Origin of the sequence: Isoptericola dokdonensis DS-3 (assembly GCF_001636295.1) — a bacterium.
GTDB classification, from domain to species: Bacteria; Actinomycetota; Actinomycetes; order Actinomycetales; family Cellulomonadaceae; genus Isoptericola; species Isoptericola dokdonensis.
In genome coordinates this window covers 723673-739452 of the sequence record NZ_CP014209.1, presented here as the reverse complement: position 1 = coordinate 739452, position 15780 = coordinate 723673, and the positions used below count along the sequence as shown (strand labels likewise).

At 72.0% G+C, this 15780-nt stretch carries 14 protein-coding genes, 1 tRNA gene, 1 pseudogene and 1 riboswitch; of the genes and pseudogenes, 13 read left to right on the top strand and 3 right to left on the bottom strand.

All coding sequences use genetic code 11. The features are described 5' to 3' along the window. The first annotated feature begins 51 nt into the window (after nt 1–51). The 6 genes from der (at nt 52) to I598_RS03540 (ending at nt 5600) form a co-directional block, all read left to right on the top strand. Nucleotides 52–1560 carry a ribosome biogenesis GTPase Der gene (gene der, locus I598_RS03565; protein ID WP_083972836.1) on the top strand — a complete coding sequence of 503 codons (1509 nt, stop codon included), beginning with the start codon at nt 52–54 and terminating at the stop codon, nt 1558–1560. Nucleotides 1561–1647: 87 nt separating this feature from the next. Then, nucleotides 1648–1779: riboswitch (FMN riboswitch) on the top strand. A 128-nt stretch (nt 1780–1907) separates the two neighbouring features. Then, nucleotides 1908–3014: a bifunctional diaminohydroxyphosphoribosylaminopyrimidine deaminase/5-amino-6-(5-phosphoribosylamino)uracil reductase RibD gene (ribD, locus tag I598_RS03560; RefSeq protein ID WP_068201323.1), complete on the top strand. Its 1107-nt coding sequence runs from the start codon at nt 1908–1910 to the stop codon at nt 3012–3014. Then, a complete protein-coding gene (locus tag I598_RS03555) occupies nt 3015–3641 on the top strand; it encodes a riboflavin synthase (RefSeq protein ID WP_068201321.1) in 627 nt (208 codons plus the stop codon). After that, nucleotides 3638–4915: a bifunctional 3,4-dihydroxy-2-butanone-4-phosphate synthase/GTP cyclohydrolase II gene (locus tag I598_RS03550; RefSeq protein WP_068201319.1), complete on the top strand. Its 1278-nt coding sequence runs from the start codon at nt 3638–3640 to the stop codon at nt 4913–4915. Before I598_RS03555 ends, I598_RS03550 begins: the two co-directional genes overlap by 4 nt. Next, complete coding sequence (gene ribH / locus I598_RS03545; RefSeq protein ID WP_068201317.1) at nt 4912–5406, top strand: 6,7-dimethyl-8-ribityllumazine synthase; 495 nt, start codon at nt 4912–4914, stop codon at nt 5404–5406. Before I598_RS03550 ends, ribH begins: the two co-directional genes overlap by 4 nt. A gap of 120 nt (nt 5407–5526) precedes the next feature. After that, nucleotides 5527–5600 (top strand) — tRNA-Pro (locus I598_RS03540). Nucleotides 5601–5661: 61 nt separating this feature from the next. On the opposite strand, the pseudogene I598_RS18395 reads toward I598_RS03540, so the two are convergent. After that, nucleotides 5662–6033: pseudogene (locus I598_RS18395) on the bottom strand (IS481 family transposase); the annotation flags it as partial. A 46-nt stretch (nt 6034–6079) separates the two neighbouring features. Between I598_RS18395 and I598_RS03535 the strand changes: the two are divergent. The 3 genes from I598_RS03535 (at nt 6080) to I598_RS03525 (ending at nt 8164) form a co-directional block, all read left to right on the top strand. After that, the gene (locus I598_RS03535) at nt 6080–6352 is read left to right on the top strand and encodes a transposase (protein ID WP_068201315.1); all 273 of its coding nucleotides are present in this window, start codon (nt 6080–6082) and stop codon (nt 6350–6352) included. 50 nt (nt 6353–6402) lie between these two features. Continuing rightward, entirely contained in the window at nt 6403–7296 is an 894-nt protein-coding gene (locus tag I598_RS03530) for an integrase core domain-containing protein (protein ID WP_232314251.1), read from the top strand. Nucleotides 7297–7378: 82 nt separating this feature from the next. Continuing rightward, nucleotides 7379–8164, top strand: coding sequence for a group I intron-associated PD-(D/E)XK endonuclease (locus I598_RS03525; RefSeq protein ID WP_157557151.1), 786 nt, complete (start codon nt 7379–7381; stop codon nt 8162–8164). A 157-nt stretch (nt 8165–8321) separates the two neighbouring features. On the opposite strand, the gene I598_RS03520 is transcribed toward I598_RS03525, so the two are convergent. After that, nucleotides 8322–9323, bottom strand: a complete 1002-nt coding sequence (locus tag I598_RS03520; protein WP_068201307.1) for a sugar phosphate isomerase/epimerase family protein — start codon at nt 9321–9323, stop codon at nt 8322–8324. Between the two features lie 76 nt (nt 9324–9399). Beyond that, the gene (locus I598_RS03515; RefSeq protein WP_198155745.1) at nt 9400–11484 is read right to left on the bottom strand and encodes a PQQ-dependent sugar dehydrogenase; all 2085 of its coding nucleotides are present in this window, start codon (nt 11482–11484) and stop codon (nt 9400–9402) included. A gap of 334 nt (nt 11485–11818) precedes the next feature. On the opposite strand from I598_RS03515, the gene I598_RS03510 reads away from it, so the two are divergent. The 4 genes from I598_RS03510 to I598_RS03495 all read left to right on the top strand — a co-directional run bounded on the left by I598_RS03510 (nt 11819) and on the right by I598_RS03495 (nt 15772). Next, nucleotides 11819–12271: a Fur family transcriptional regulator gene (locus tag I598_RS03510; protein ID WP_068204861.1), complete on the top strand. Its 453-nt coding sequence runs from the start codon at nt 11819–11821 to the stop codon at nt 12269–12271. Nucleotides 12272–12365: 94 nt separating this feature from the next. Continuing rightward, nucleotides 12366–14642 (top strand): catalase/peroxidase HPI, encoded by a 2277-nt coding sequence (katG, locus tag I598_RS03505; protein ID WP_068201304.1) that lies wholly within the window; start codon nt 12366–12368, stop codon nt 14640–14642. A gap of 161 nt (nt 14643–14803) precedes the next feature. Beyond that, nucleotides 14804–15088 carry a DUF1905 domain-containing protein gene (locus I598_RS03500; RefSeq protein ID WP_068201302.1) on the top strand — a complete coding sequence of 95 codons (285 nt, stop codon included), beginning with the start codon at nt 14804–14806 and terminating at the stop codon, nt 15086–15088. Between the two features lie 75 nt (nt 15089–15163). After that, nucleotides 15164–15772: a dihydrofolate reductase family protein gene (locus tag I598_RS03495; protein ID WP_068201300.1), complete on the top strand. Its 609-nt coding sequence runs from the start codon at nt 15164–15166 to the stop codon at nt 15770–15772. The last annotated feature ends 8 nt before the right edge of the window (nt 15773–15780 follow it).

The window sequence follows — 15780 nt, the reverse complement described above, 5'->3', positions numbered from 1 at the left end:
CCGGCCGGGCCATGGCGTGCCCTCGGTCGCGCACCTGGGACAATGGTCACCATGACCACCCCCGCCGACGGCCCCGACCTCACGCCTGCCGACGCCCTGGACGACGACGTCACCGTGTCGTACGCCGACGACGAGGCCCGCGAGCGGGCGCTGCGCGCCGGCCTGGAGGACTTCGAGCTCGACGAGGCCGACCGTGCCCTGCTGGACGCCGACTGGGACGACCTCGACGCCGAGCCCGCGCCCCAGGCGCTTCCCGTGCTGGCCGTCGTCGGCCGCCCGAACGTCGGCAAGTCGACGCTCGTCAACCGCATCCTCGGCCGCCGCGAGGCCGTCGTCGAGGACACCCCGGGCGTGACGCGCGACCGCGTCAGCTACCCGGCCGAGTGGGCGGGCCGCGACTTCACGCTCGTCGACACCGGCGGCTGGGAGGTCGACGTCGCGGGCATCGAGTCGAAGGTGGCCGAGCAGGCCGAGGTCGCGATCGCGCTCGCCGACGCCGTGGTGTTCGTCGTGGACGCGCAGGTCGGCGCGACGGCGAGCGACGAGCGTGTCGTGGAGCTGCTGCGCCGCGCCGGCAAGCCGGTGGTGCTGTGCGCCAACAAGGTCGACGGTCCCGCGGGCGAGGCGGACGCTTCCTACCTGTGGGCCCTCGGCCTCGGGGAGCCGCGGGCGGTGTCCGCGCTGCACGGCCGCGGCCTGGGCGACATGCTCGACGCCGTCCTCGACGTCCTGCCGGAGCACTCCGCGTTCGGCGAGGTGCGTCCCGACGGTCCGCGGCGCGTGGCGCTGGTCGGGCGTCCCAACGTCGGCAAGTCGTCGCTGCTCAACAAGATCGCCGGGTCGGAGCGCGTCGTGGTCGACGAGATCGCGGGCACCACCCGCGACCCCGTGGACGAGCTGGTCCAGATCAAGGGCATCCCGTACTGGTTCGTGGACACCGCGGGCATCCGCCGACGGGTCCACCAGACGTCCGGCGCGGACTTCTACGCCTCGCTGCGCACGCAGGCCGCGATCGAGAAGGCGGAGGTCGCCGTCGTCCTGGTCGACGCGTCCGTGCCGCTCACCGAGCAGGACACCCGCGTCATCTCGCAGGTCGTCGACGCCGGTCGGGCGCTGGTGCTGGCCTACAACAAGTGGGACCTCATGGACGACGACCGTCGCCCGTACCTGGAGCGGGAGATCGAGCGTGACCTCGTGCAGATCACGTGGGCACCGCGCGTCAACGTCTCGGCCCGCACCGGCTGGCACACCGACAAGCTGGTGCGTGCCCTGCAGACGTCGCTGGAGTCGTGGGACACCCGCATCCCCACCGGCCGCCTCAACGGGTTCCTCGGCGAGCTGGTCGCGGCCCACCCGCACCCGGTGCGCGGCGGCAAGCAGCCCCGCATCCTGTTCGCCACGCAGGCGGCCACGCGTCCGCCGCGGTTCGTCCTCTTCGCGACGGGCTTCCTCGAGGCGGGCTACCGGCGCTTCATCGAGCGCCGCCTGCGCGAGGAGTTCGGCTTCGAGGGCTCGCCGCTGCAGATCAGCGTGCGCGTCCGGGAGAAGCGCCGCCGCTGAGCCCCTGCCGTGCCCGGACCGGGCGTGACACCCGTCTCCTCCCGCGGTGCGCGCCGAGGTGTAGTCTCGACGCGAACGAGCAGATGCTCGCGTGCTCTGGGGTCGGTGAAATTCCGAACCGGCGGTGAAAGTCCGCGACCCGGTCACCTCACGGTGACCGGTTGACCAGGTGGAACTCCTGGACCGACGGTCAAAGTCCGGATGGGAAGACGCACGCGACGGCCTCCGCCCGTCCGCCGACGTCGTGGACCCTCCGCGACGCGGGTGCCGCCGCGCACCCTGCCGGCGGTCGGTCGGCGACGCCGTGCCACGCCCCAGGGTCCGCGACCGGACGACAGGGGCACCGCATGACCTCCGCCGACGTGGCGGCCTCCACCCTCCACCCCGCCGAGCGGGACGCGATGGCGCGCGCTCTGACGCTCGCGGCCACCGACGGCCTCGTGCTGGGCAGCAACCCCCGGGTCGGGTGCGTGCTGCTCGACGCCGACGGCGCGACCCTCGCCGAGGGTTTCCACCGCGGCGCGGGCACCCCGCACGCCGAGGCCGTCGCGCTGACCAACGCGCGGCACGCCGTCGGTCCCGACGCCCTGCGCGGCGCCACCGCCGTCGTGACCCTCGAGCCGTGCGCCCACACCGGTCGCACCGGACCGTGCGCGCACGCGCTGCGGGACGCAGGCGTCGGGCGGGTCGTCTACGCACAGACCGACCCCCACCGGGTCGCCGCGGGCGGGGCCCAGGTGCTGCGCGACGCCGGGATCGACGTCGTCGACGCCGCCGACCTGCTCGACGACGACCTCGCGTCCAGGGTGCGGGACCTCAACCACGCGTGGACGACCGCCGTCACCCTCGGCCGGCCGTACGTCACCTGGAAGGTTGCGACCAGCCTCGACGGACGGACCGCCGCCGCCGACGGCACGTCCCGCTGGATCACCTCGGCCGCCGCCCGGCGCGACGTGCACCGGCTGCGTGCCGGCGTCGACACCGTGCTCGTCGGCACCGGGACCCTGCTCGCCGACGACCCCGCCCTCACCGTCCGCGACGCCGTCGGTGCCCAGCCGCTGCGCGCCGTCATGGGGCTGCGCGACGTGCCCGCCGGCGCGCGTCTCGCTTCCCCCGGCCCCGACGGCTCCCGCGCCCTGCACCTGCGCACCCGTGACCCCCGGGCCGCCCTCGCCGAGCTGTGGGACCACGAACGGCGCCACGTCCTGCTGGAGGGTGGCCGCACCCTCGCCGCCGCGTTCTGGCGGGCCGGGCTCGTCGACGAGGTCGTCGCCTACGTCGCGCCCGTCCTGCTCGGCGCCGGTCCGGCCGCCGTCGCCGACCTCGGCATCACCACCATCACCGGCGCCGCCCGGCTCGACGTCACCGGCGTGACCCTCGTCGCGCCCGACGACGCCGACGCGCCCGGCGACACCACCGTGCGGCTCGCCCTGCGGCCGCGGAAGGAGCAGTAGATGTTCACCGGCATCGTCACCGAGCTCGGCACCGTCGTCGCCCTGGAGCGCACCGCCGACGCCGCCCGGCTCACCGTCCGCTCGCCCGCCGTCCTGGCCGGGGTCCGCCTCGGCGACTCGATCGCCGTCGACGGCTGCTGCCTCACCGTCGCCGCCCACGACGGGGAGACCTGGACCGCCGACCTCATGGCCGAGACCCTCGACCGCACCACCCTCGGCGACCTGCGCCCCGGCGACGTCGTCGACCTCGAGCCCGCGCTCGCCGTCGGCGACCGCCTCGGCGGACACATCGTCCAGGGGCACGTCGACGGCGTCGGCACCGTGCTCGCCCGCACCCCCGGCGAACGCTGGGACGTCGTGGAGATCTCCCTGCCCGCGGACCTCGCCCGGTACGTCGTGGCCAAGGGGTCGATCGCCGTCGACGGCGTCTCCCTCACTGTCGTCGCCGCAGGGGAGGCGTCGTTCACCGTCAGCCTCATCCCCGAGACCCTCGCCCGCACCACCCTGGGCACCCGCGCCGTCGGCGACACCGTCAACCTCGAGACCGACGTCCTCGCCCGCCACGTCGAAAGACTCCTCGCCGCGGGGGTCCTCCCCGCCGCCCAGCCCGTGGAGGTCGCCCGATGAGCACCCAGCCCGACCAGCTCGCCCGCGTCGAGCGCGCGATCGCCGCCGTCGCCGCCGGCCACGCCGTCGTCGTCATGGACGACACCGACCGCGAGAACGAGGGCGACCTCGTCCTCGCCGCCGAGGCCGCCACCCCCGCCCTCATGGGGTTCGTCGTCCGCCACACCAGCGGCCTCGTCTGCGTCGCCGCCGACGGCCCCACCCTCGACCGGCTCGCCCTGCCCCTCATGGTCACCGAGAACCGCGACGCCTACCGCACCGCGTACACCGTCACCGTGGACGCCGCCCACGGCGTCACCACCGGCATCTCCGCCGCCGACCGCGCCCTGACCGCCCGCACACTCGCCGACCCCGCCGCGGGCCCCGCCGACCTCACCCGGCCCGGGCACGTGCTCCCGCTGCGCGCCCACGACGGCGGCGTCCTGGCCCGCCGCGGCCACACCGAGTCCGCGGTCGACCTCGCCCGCCTCGCTGGCCGCGGCAGCGTCGGCGTGCTCGCCGAGCTCGTCCACGACGACGGCACCATGATGCGCCGCCCCGCCCTCGTCGACTTCGCCGCCGAGCACGGGCTCGAGATCATCTCGGTCGCCGACCTCGTCGCCTACCGGCAGGCCACCGAGACCCTCGTGCGGCGCGAGGCCGTCACCCGCCTGCCCACCCGGCACGGCGACCTCACCGCCGTCGGCTACCGCGACGCCCTCACCGGCGTCGAGCACGTCGCCCTCGTCGCCGGAGACCTCGCGGCGCTCGCGGACGGTGAGCCCGTGCTGGCCCGTGTGCACTCCGAGTGCCTCACCGGCGACGCTTTCGGGTCGCTGCGCTGCGACTGCGGGCCCCAGCTCGACGCGTCCCTGCGCGCGGTCGTGGAGGAGGGGCGGGGCGTCGTCGTCTACCTGCGCGGGCACGAGGGGCGTGGCATCGGGCTGGCCGCCAAGCTCACCGCGTACGCCCTGCAGGACGCCGGCCGCGACACCGTCGACGCCAACCTCGACCAGGGGCTGCCCGTCGACGCCCGGGAGTACACCGCCGCCGCGCACGTGCTGCGCGACCTCGGCGTCGGGGCGGTGCGGCTGCTCACCAACAACCCCGACAAGGTGGACGGCCTGCGCGCCGGGGGAGCGGACGTCGTCGCACGCGTCCCTCTCGCCATCCACCCCGCCCCCGACAATGTCGACTACCTGCGCACCAAGCGCGACCGCATGGGCCACGACCTGCCCCACCTCGAACCCGAAGGAGACACCATGACCACCGGACTCACCGAGGTCACCCGATGAGCGGCCACGGGGCGCCCGCCACGCGCGCCGTCGACTCCTCCGGTCTACGCGTCGCCGTCGTCGCCGCCTCCTGGCACGAGACCGTCATGGACGGCCTCCTCGACGGGGCCGCGCGTGCCTGCGCCGACCACGGCGTCACCCCCGACGTGCTGCGCGTGCCCGGCTCGTTCGAGCTGCCCGTCGCCGCCCAGGCCTGCGCCCAGGCCGGCTACGACGCGATCGTCGCGCTCGGCGTCGTCATCCGTGGCGGCACCCCCCACTTCGACTACGTGTGCTCCGCCGCCACGGACGGCCTGAACCGGGTCGCGCTCGACCACACCGTCCCCGTCGGGTTCGGCCTGCTCACCTGCGACGACGACGCCCAGGCCCTCGACCGCGCCGGCCTGGAGGGCTCGCACGAGGACAAGGGGTACGAGGCCGCCGCCGCCGCGCTCGCCACCGCGCACGTCGTCCGGGCCGTCCGGGCCGGGGCGCCGGCGCCCGTCGGGTGAGCCCCGACACACGCCCCCGACCCGGTGCACGAACCACGTCCGGTCTGGGGTAGTATTTCGGTCGGCCCTCCGGGGTCGAACCGGCCAGGTTCTGGTGCTCCGGCACCGGGTCAGGCCGGACGGGCTGTGGCGCAGCTTGGTAGCGCACCTGACTGGGGGTCAGGGGGTCGCAGGTTCAAATCCTGTCAGCCCGACATTGTGATGTCTCAGGACATCGGCAAGGCCCGGACCCACGAATGTGGGTTCGGGCCTTTGTCATGTGTCGGTGGGGGTGGTGCCGCGTGGCTGGTAGTCGCGGGTGAGGTCGATGGTGAGCTCGCGCAGGATCTCGCCGGTGGCGGCGTTGATGATGCGCACGTCGTGGTCGTGGACGAGTAGCAGGACGTGGGTTCCTGCGTGGGGTCGTCCGATGCCGATGTGTCGGAGCTTGCCGGCGATGCGCAGGGTGACGCATCCGGTCTTGTCGATCTTGTCGCGGCGTAGCCGGTCGTGGCTGTCGGTCCGGTTGGTGGGGTGGGGGGCGGCTTTCGGTGTGGCGGTGTAGGCGGTGGCTGGTGTGTGTCGCGCGTCAGACTTAGTGGCAGGGCCCGTTGCTTGCGGGCCTGACCTGTGAGGAGTCTGATCGTTTATGGCAAGACCACCAGCTGTTCCGGCTGAGGAGAAGACCAGGATCGTGTTGTCGGTCCTGGCCGGCGAGGTCACCGTCGCCGAGGCCGCCCGGCGGGCGAAGGTGTCCGAGCAGTCGGTGGGGAACTGGAAGCGTCAGTTCCTCGAGGCCGGCAAGACGGGTCTGGCTGCCGGGAGGTCCGGTCCCTCGACCCGCGAGCAGCAACTCGAGGCCGAGATCGCCGAGCTGACCCAGGCGCTCGGCGAGGCGCATCTGGAGGCCCGGGTGTGGAAGAAGTCCGCGGAGGGCAGGCCGGGCCCTTCGAGGACCTCGAGGTGATCCGCGTCGAGGCGGGCATGCCGACCACGAGGTTCTGCTCCCTGGTCGGCGTGCCCGAGCGGTCGTGGCGATGCTGGCAGGCTCGCGCCCGGGCCGGCACGCCGGTCAAGGGCCCGTGGCCGCGCCCCGTGCGGGAAGGCGCGCGGGAAGCGGCTCGCCGGCACGCTCTCGCCCATCCGGCGTGGGGGCATCGCAAGGTCTGGGCGATGGTGCGTCACGACGGGCACCGGGTCTCCCAGGCCACGGTGCTGCGGTTGCTGCGCGACGAAGGGTTGATCCTGCCCGCGGCCTACCAGCGTGAACGTCGTCAGCTCGCCCAGCGACGCAAGGCCGCGTTCGCGACCGAGCCGACCGGCCCGAACCAGGTGTGGCAGCTGGACTTCTCCGAGTTCGAGACCACGACCGGCGGGACGTGGCGGATCGCGGGCTGCCGGGACTACTGGTCCAAGTACGAGCATCCGTGGCACGTGTCCCCGACCGCGAACCAGCACGACGCGATCGCGGCGATCGAGGCCGCGCTGGCGGACTACGAGACGATGTTCGGCGGCCCGCTGATCGACACTTGCTCACGTGACGCCGACGGGAGCGTGATCCCTGCGGTGACGATCGTGACGGACAACGGCGGCCCGTTCCGCTCGTTCCGGTTCGAAGCGTTCATCATCGCCCACCCCGAGCTGCGGCACGTTCGCACGAGGGTCAAGACCCCCGGACAGAACGGCTCACGCGAACGCGGCCTCCAGTCGTTGAAGTACGAGCGCCTCTACCTCGAGGAGGTCGACGACGTCCTGGCCCTGGTCGCCCACGCCGACGACTACCGAACCGAGTACAACACCGTGCGCCCCCACGAAGCCATCGCCTGGAACCGTCCCGTGGAGGTCCACCTCGGCTACGCCGACCCCCTCATCCCCAACTTTCCCGAGACCCAGAATCTGCCAGCAGCTTGACGCGGGACATGTCGTTCGAGGCAGATGCGGCCGCGCAGTCCACCCGTGCCCGCGTGTCGCAGGTGGCCGGTAGGTTGCGCCGGTGACCCGACAACGTTCTTACGTCGACGAAGATCTCCGTCGAGCGGTCGCGGAGTCGCGATCCTGGCGAGGAGTCCTGGGTTCGCTCGGCCTGGCCGGTACGTCGTCCGGCGCCATTCGATCGGTCCGGGCAAGGGCAGACCACCTCGGGCTCGATTACGGACACTTCGTCGGACAGCGGCGCTGGACGGAGGAGCAGCTCCGAGCCGCCGTGGCCAACGCGACCACGTGGACTCAGGCCGCAGACGGCATCGGGCTCATAGGCCGCGTCGGTGTCGCTACGGCAAAGGGCCACGCCACCAGACTCGGCCTCTCGACCTCGCACCTCGATGTCGGCGCGCCGACTGAGAGCTCGCAGGAGTGGGGGCCCCAGATCACCAATCTCGACCGTGCCGGTCCGCTCCTGGCTGCCGCATGGTTCACGCTGTGTGGCCATGACGTCTCTTGGCCGCTGGAGCCGAGCAGGTACGACCTGATCGTCCACAGGGCCGATGGCCTCCATCGCGTCCAGGTGAAGACGACTACCGTGCGCCAGGGTGCGTCATGGAAGGTCTATCTCTCGACGACGAGTGGAGAAAGGCGCCCGTACGACCCGGACGAGATCGACGAGTTCTTCGTGATCGACGGGGACCTCGACTACTACCTCATTCCTGTCTCGGCCGTCGGAGGGCTCCACGCCATTCACCTCAATGCCTACCAGGGCTTCCTGCTCGAACTGCAGATGGCTACCCGAAGTGCGATGAGTGGACGAAGACCGTCGCCGGACTCGGCGCACCCAGAGGCGTAGAGGCCGTCCAAGTCCGCCGCCCCGAGGGACGAATGGGTGACGCAGTGGATGATCTCCAGTCGAGACGTCTGCAGGTCTGTGCTCGAGTCGCAGGCTTCGTGACAAGGTGGAGCGGCTCCGGTCGACGGTCTCGACCGGAGCCGCCGGGCCACAGGGGTCAGAAGCGGATCCTGCGGAGGTAGTCGTAGCCGACGTCCGCCGTCTGGAGGTACGTCACGTCCGGGGTGTCGTTCTCGACGATGTACTCCTCCACCTGGTGCGCGCGGAAGAACCGCTCGAAGTCGATGAAGCCGGTGCCGAGGTCGGCGTGGCTCGTCTCCTCGGGGCCCGTCGTGTGCCGGTCCTTGACGTGGTACTGACGCACGTCGAGCGGCGACCTGCGGATCGTGCGGAGGGCGAACCGCTGGGCGTCGTCGTTGGAGAGCCCGAGGTTCACGCCGGCGGTCACGACCCAGTAGATGTCGATCTCGAGGTGCACGTACCGGCGGTCGAGGCGCGAGGTCAGGACGTCCCAGGGCGTGATGCCGCCGCCGAGGTCGGTGGTGAACTCGTGCGCGTGGTTGTGGTAGCCGTACGAGAGACCGTACTTCCGCGCGGTCCGGGCCTCGGTGTTCATCTGCTCGGCCCAGGTGGTCCAGTCCGACAGGGAGTCCGAGGCGAGGTACGGCACCACGATGTAGCGCTGGCCGAGCGTGACGGCGTTCTGGAGCTTCTCGTGCAGGGCCGCCCGGGAGTCCGAGATGCCGTCGTGCGACGACGTCGCTCGCACACCGATCTCGCGGTAGAAGGCCCGCAGCTCCCTGGCCGTCCTGCCGAAGTAGCCCAGCGCCTGCTCGATCCGCGGGTAGCCCGTCTGCGCGACGGCGGTGAGCGTCGCGTCGTAGTCGCCGGGCCCCCACGGCTCACCCAGGCCCTCGCGCACGGTCCACAGCTGGAGGCTGATCCGCCCCGGCGGGACCCGGCGGCGCTGGGCCGGCCTCCCGCGCTGGTGCTGCCCGGCGGCCGCCGTACCCGCGGACGCGCCGGTCACGACCAGCCCAGCCGCACCCGCGAGGGCACCCCGCAGCAGCACGCGCCGGGACGGGCTGCTCGGCCCGGGGACGTCCTTGACGTCGAGCGAACGGCGCAACGCCTCGTCGCCGTCGTATCCGTAACACATTTCGACACTCCTCTTCGTTGAGGCATCAGTTCGATGAAGGTGCCCGGCCGTGGCCGGCCGGGCACCTGACGTGCTGTCACTCGGTGGGCACGAGCACCACCTCGTCGCTGCCGGTGAGGCCGGGAGTGCCGTCTGTCCCGGGATCGGTGTACTCGGCGACGAAGACGCCGCGGAGCGTGTCGTTCCCGGGGTCGTGGCCCGACGGCACGGTGGTGACGAGCGAACCGGTGCACCCGGACGCGGTGGACTGCGGGTGGCCGTGCTCGTCGTGGCCGACGATGAAGGTCACCTCCACCTGGTCGCAGTCGACCGGCTGGTCGTCGGTGACCGTGACCTCGTAGGACACGGTGTCGCCGAAGGAGAACTCCTGGCCCGGGACCGGGGTCACGAAGCTCACCTGCGGGGTCTCGTTGCCCACGACGACGTCGATGTCGGCCGAGGCGTGCCGTCCGCGGTCCCGCCCGCCGACGTCGGTGACGGTCAGGGTCGCGCGGAACACGCCCTCCTCGTCGTAGGTGTGGGTGGCGTCAGGCCCGCGCGCGTCGACGTCGCCGTCACCGTCGAAGTCCCACGCGTAGCGGAGGCGGTCGCCGTCCGGGTCCGTGGTTCCCGCGCTGGAGAAGGTGACCGTCAGCGGCGGCAGACCCGTGGTCTCGTCGGCGCTGATGACCGGGATGGGGCTGTGGTTCCCGCGGCGGCCGATGTGGTCGTACCGCGAGAGCTGGGCGTCCGGGTTCTCGGCGAAGTATCCGTCGCCGTACTCGAGGACGTAGAGCGCGCCGTTGGGCCCGAACTCCATGTCCATCGGGTTGTCGAACACGAACGAGGGCAGCACCGGCTCGATGTCCGTCAGGTTGCCCCGGCGGTCGAGGTGCATGGCCTTGACGTAGTCGCGCGTCCACTCGTAGAACAGCGGGATGCCGTCGTAGGACGACGGCCACGCGACCGGTCGGGGCTTCAGGGTGTCCTTGCGGTCGAACTGGTACACCGGGCCGGCCATCGGGCCGATGCCGTCGTCCTCCCCGGCGGTGAGCTCGGGGAACTGCGGGGAGACGTCGTAGGAGTACCAGACGTCCGGCTGACGCACCGGGGGCAGCAGGTTCAGCCCGGTGTTGTACGGGGAGTCGTTGATTGGGCGGGCGCAGTCGAACGGCTCGCCGGACTCTCCGGTCGCGAAGTCGTAGTCGACGTAGGGCAGCTCGGCCGTCGCGCAGAACGGCCAGCCGTAGTTGGCCGCCTTGTCGACGACGGTCCACTTCCCGTGACCCGCCGGACCGCGCTCGGGGTCGGCGACGCCGGCGTCCGGGGAGTAGTCCCCGACGTACACGGCGTCCGTGTCCGGGTCGATCTCGATGCGGAACGGGTTGCGCAGCCCCATCGCGTAGATCTCGGGGCGGGTGCCCGGCGTGCCGGGCCGGAACAGGTTGCCTCGTGGAACCGTGTAGCCTCCGCCGCGCTTCGGCGTGATCCGCAGGAGCTTGCCACGCAGGTCGTCGGTGTTGCCCGCCGTGCGGCGCGCGTCGAACGCGGGGTTCGTGCCAGGGGTGTCGTCGATCGGGGAGTAGCCGTCCGAGGCGAAGGGGTTGGTGTCGTCCCCGGTCGAGAGGACAAGGTTGCCGTCGGAGTCGAACACGATGTCGCCGCCGACGTGGCAGCACATGCCGCGGTCGACGGGGACGTCGATGATCTGCTGCTCCGAGCCGAGGTCGATCTCGTCGTCGCGGTACTGGAACCGTGACAAGCGGATGAGTCCCTCGAACGGCTCGAAGTCCGCGGGCGTCCCCGTCACGGGTGCGTCGCCCTCGTTGACGTCGGCGGTCGCGGGGTCGTCGACCGGGGTGTCCAGCGGTGGCGAGTAGTACATGTAGACCCAGTGGTTGTCCTCGAAGTCCGGGTCGATCGCGATGCTCTGCAGTCCCTCTTCGTCGTGCTGGTAGACGTCGAGCCGGGCGATCACGCGGTTGACGCCGGTGCGCGCGTCGTTGTGCCAGACGTCGCCGGCCCGGGTGACGTGCAGGACGTCGTTGTTGGGCAGGACGGCGAGGTCCATCGGCTCGCCGGGTCGATCGTTGAGCGTGACCTTCTGGAACCTGTTGTCCGGCGGCGGGTCGTCGGCCGTGGTGGTGGCCGCCTGACCGGCGGTGACGAACGTGACTGTCAACAGCGCGGCCGCTGCGCCAGTCGCGACGTTGCGACGAGCAATGCTGCGCACGATGCCTTCTCCTGTCTGGCGGTCGCCCACCGGTGGATCGGGTGGTCGTCGCCGGGGTCGAGTGAGCAGGACGTCTCGATCATGCCGCGCCCGGGAACCGGTCGCGCGACGGAGCGGGCGGTGCGGTGTCAGCGCTGGTCCGGGGATCGTCCGGGGCTGCGCCACCGGCCTTTCGACGGCCCGTCGGGAAGCGGCAGCGTCGCCCGGGAGCGTCCCTGGACGCCGCAGTCTGGAGCGGGTCCATGTTTTGACTCGTTCCAGAAAACAGGGCAGAGTGTCCGTCATGACGACGGCGATCGATGCACTGCAGATGCTGAGGGAGGCATCCCTGCGGGTGACGCGCCCCCGCATCGCGGTGCTCGAGGCCGTGGACCTGCTCCCGCACGCCGACACCGACTCGATCCTCACCGCCGTCCGGCAGGCGCTGCCGGAGGTCTCCCACCAGACCGTCTACGACTCCCTGCGCACCCTGACGACGTCCGGCCTGGTGCGCAGGATCCAGCCCGCCGGCTCCGTCGCGCGGTACGAGACGCGGGTGGGGGACAACCACCACCACGTCGTGTGCCGCTCGTGCGGCGTCGTCGCCGACGTCGACTGCGCCGTCGGCGAGACGGTCTGCCTCGCCCCGTCGGACGACCACGGCTTCCAGATCGACGAGGCCGAGGTCGTGTACTGGGGCCTGTGCCCCGACTGCCGTGCGGCAGCCCCGGCGGCCGCCGTCACGACCACGTCCTGACCCCGCCCTACCTCGCGGGCTCCGCGTTCGCCTGCGAGTGAGCGCGCCCACACGTTCCCCTCCTGCCCATCTGATCAGCACCGGAAGGACTTCCATGACCCACGAGCACCACGGCGTCGTCCCTGTCAGCGATGACCACGAGCCCATCGGCGGCACCGGCGGCGAGGCCACCGAGGCGGCCGGGCAGTGCCCGGTCGTGCACGGCGACCGCGCGCCCCACCCGACCGAGGGCGGCGGCAACCGTGGCTGGTGGCCCAACCAGCTCAACCTGCGCATGCTGGCGAAGAACCCCGCCGTCGGGAACCCCCTCGACGACGGCTTCGACTACCGCGAGGCCTTCCTCGCCCTCGACCTCGCCGCCGTCAAGGCCGACGTCCAGGCCGTCCTGCACGACTCGCAGGACTGGTGGCCCGCCGACTTCGGCAACTACGGCCCCTTCATGATCCGCATGGCCTGGCACTCGGCCGGCACCTACCGCAGCTTCGACGGCCGCGGCGGCGGCGGCGAGGGTCAGCAGCGCTTCGCGCCCCTGAACTCCTGGCCGGACAACGTCAGCCTCGACAAGGCCCGCCGCCTGCTGTGGCCGGTCAAGAAGAAGTACGGCCAGTCCCTGTCGTGGGCGGACCTCATGATCCTCGCCGGCAACGTCGCGCTGGAGGACATGGGTTTCCCGACCTTCGGGTTCGGCGGCGGTCGCGCCGACGTGTGGGAGGCCGACCAGGACGTCTACTGGGGCCCCGAGACCACGTGGCTCGCCGACCAGCGCTACACCGGTGAGCGCGACCTGGAGGAGCCGCTGGCAGCCGTCCAGATGGGCCTCATCTACGTCAACCCCGAGGGCCCGAACGGCAACCCGGACCCGCTGGCCTCCGCCGTGGACGTCAAGGAGACGTTCCGCCGCATGGGCATGGACCTGGAGGAGACCGTCGCGCTCATCGCGGGCGGCCACACCTTCGGCAAGACCCACGGCGCGGCGTCCGACGAGCACCTCGACGCCGACCCCGAGGCCGCCGGTCTCGAGATGCAGGGCCTGGGCTGGAAGAACGCCCACGGCACCGGTGTCGGCGACGACACCACCACGTCCGGGCTGGAGGTCACCTGGACCTATCACCCGACCCGCTGGGACAACGAGTTCTTCCACATCCTGTTCGCCTACGAGTGGGAGCTCATGGAGTCCCCGGCCGGCGCCAAGCAGTGGCGGCCGAAGGACGACGGCGGCGCGGACCTCGTCCCGCTCGCCCACTCCGAGGGTCGTCGTGAGCCGCGCATGCTCACCTCCGACCTCGCGCTGCGCTTCGACCCCGAGCTCGAGGCGATCTCGCGGAAGTTCAAGGACGACCAGCAGGCCTTCACCGACGCGTTCGCCCGCGCCTGGTTCAAGCTGACGCACCGTGACATGGGCCCCAAGGTCCGCTACCTCGGTGCCGAGGTCCCGGCCGAGGACCTGCCCTGGCAGGACCCGCTGCCTGCGCGCACGGCCGCCGACCTGACCGACGCCCAGCTCGCCGCGCTCAAGACGGCGATCGCGGAGTCCGGCCTCACCGTCTCCCAGCTCGTCTCCACCGCGTGGGCCGCGGCGTCGTTGTACCGCGACTCCGACAAGCGCGGCGGCGCCAACGGCGCCCGCATCCGCCTCGAGCCGCAGCGCTCCTGGGCCGTCAACAACCCCGACGAGCTCGGCCGCGTGCTGCCCGTCCTGGAGGCCGTCCAGCGCGACTTCGTCGAGCAGACCGGCGCCGAGGTGTCGCTGGCCGACGTCATCGTCCTCGCCGGCGGTGTCGGCGTCGAGCAGGCGGCCGCAGCGGCCGGCGTCCAGGTCGAGGTGCCCTTCACCCAGGGCCGCGTCGACGCCACGCAGGAGCAGACCGACCTCGACCAGTTCGCCTGGCTCGAGCCCGTCGCCGACGGCTTCCGCAACTACTCCGGCAAGAGCCCGCTGCCGGCGGAGTACAGCCTCGTCGACCGCGCCAACCTGCTCGGCCTCTCCGCCCCGGAGCTGACCGTGCTCATCGGCGGTCTGCGCGTGCTGGGCACCAACTACGACGGCTCCGCCTACGGCGTGTTCACCGACACCCCGGGCGTGCTGTCGAACGACTGGTTCGCGAACCTGCTCGACATGGGCACGGAGTGGAAGGCTCTCGACCCGGGCAAGCACGCCTACGCCGGGTTCGACCGTGCCACCGGCGAGCAGAAGTGGGTCGGCACCCGCTCCGACCTCGTCTTCGGTTCGAACTCCGAGCTCCGCGCGCTCGCCGAGGTCTACGCGTCCGACGACGCGCAGCAGAAGTTCGTCGCGGACTTCGTGGCCGCCTGGGTCAAGGTCATGAACGCCGACCGCTTCGACCTGCGCTACGCCGGGCTGTCCGCGTGACCGCCTGAGCCTCCGGCCACGACGACGCCCGGTACCCCTCCCGGGGTGCCGGGCGTCGTCGTGCCCGGGGAGCGTGCAGCGGCCCGTCGTCCGCGCGGACCGATGAGTCCGGGCGCTCGGCGTCGTCGGAACGGACGACCACCCACCGACGAAGGAGCATCATGACCCCGGACCCGATCCTCGACCACACGTTCACCGCGCCGATCGGCGTCGACGTCAAGGGCGAGGTGTGGTCCTGCGTCGAGGTGCCGGACGCCCGGGAGCTCTTCGGCTCCTTGCGCTCGGTACGGGTGGACGCCACCGTCGACGGGGTGGCGCTGCCGAACGTCGGGCTCATGCCGACGGGCGGCGGAGGGCTGATGCTGTCGCTGAGCGCGAAGGTGCGCAAGGCGCTGGGCAAGGACGTGGGGGACACGGTGACCGTCCATCTGACCCGTCCGTCCTGAACCTGCGACGCCGCGCCGATGACTCCGCCGTCGCCGTCCGGTCCACCCCCTGACGACGACGGGAGGGACGGAACCATGGGAAGCATCGAGATCGAGCTCTTCGTCAGCCTCGACCTGGTGGGGCAGTCACCGGGCGGGCCGGAGGAGGACCCGGCGGGCGGTTTCGCGTACGGCGGCTGGCAGGCGCCCCTGCTGGACGACGTCGCCGGTGCCCAGGTCGCCGCAGCGTACGAGGGCACCGACGCCCTGCTGCTCGGGCGGCGCACTTACGACATCTTCGCCGCCTACTGGCCGCACCAGGACGACGAGTTCGGCCGCTTGTTCGACCGCGTGCCGAAGTACGTGGCGACCCGCGGCGAGCCCGACCTGCCGTGGGCGGGGTCGTCCCGGCTCGACACCGACCTGGTGGCCGAGGTGCACGCCCTGCGGGGCCGGCACGAGCACGTCAAGGTCGTGGGCAGCCTCGACCTGGTGCAGACCCTCCTGCGGGAGAAGCTGTTCGACCGGCTCGACCTGTGGGTGCACCCGATCGTGCTCGGCGCCGGCAAGAAGCTCTTCGACGGCAGCGAGGTCCCGACGAACCTCGAGCTGCTGGAACCGCCCGCACCGAGCCCCCGCGGCACCGTGCTCCTGCGCTACGGGCGGCTCGACGGCGTCCCCGCCACGGGGGACATGACGGCGTAGCGCGCGCC

Bases quoted from the DNA above. Each gene is read 5' to 3' on its own strand.
- der (WP_083972836.1), top strand. From the start codon at position 52: ATGACCACCCCCGCCGACGGCCCCGACCTCACGCCTGCCGACGCCCTG.
- ribD (WP_068201323.1), top strand. From the start codon at position 1,908: ATGACCTCCGCCGACGTGGCGGCCTCCACCCTCCACCCCGCCGAGCGG.
- I598_RS03555 (WP_068201321.1), top strand. From the start codon at position 3,015: ATGTTCACCGGCATCGTCACCGAGCTCGGCACCGTCGTCGCCCTGGAG.
- I598_RS03550 (WP_068201319.1), top strand. From the start codon at position 3,638: ATGAGCACCCAGCCCGACCAGCTCGCCCGCGTCGAGCGCGCGATCGCC.
- ribH (WP_068201317.1), top strand. From the start codon at position 4,912: ATGAGCGGCCACGGGGCGCCCGCCACGCGCGCCGTCGACTCCTCCGGT.
- I598_RS03520 (WP_068201307.1), bottom strand. From the start codon at position 9,323: ATGTGTTACGGATACGACGGCGACGAGGCGTTGCGCCGTTCGCTCGAC.
- I598_RS03510 (WP_068204861.1), top strand. From the start codon at position 11,819: ATGACGACGGCGATCGATGCACTGCAGATGCTGAGGGAGGCATCCCTG.
- katG (WP_068201304.1), top strand. From the start codon at position 12,366: ATGACCCACGAGCACCACGGCGTCGTCCCTGTCAGCGATGACCACGAG.
- I598_RS03500 (WP_068201302.1), top strand. From the start codon at position 14,804: ATGACCCCGGACCCGATCCTCGACCACACGTTCACCGCGCCGATCGGC.
- I598_RS03495 (WP_068201300.1), top strand. From the start codon at position 15,164: ATGGGAAGCATCGAGATCGAGCTCTTCGTCAGCCTCGACCTGGTGGGG.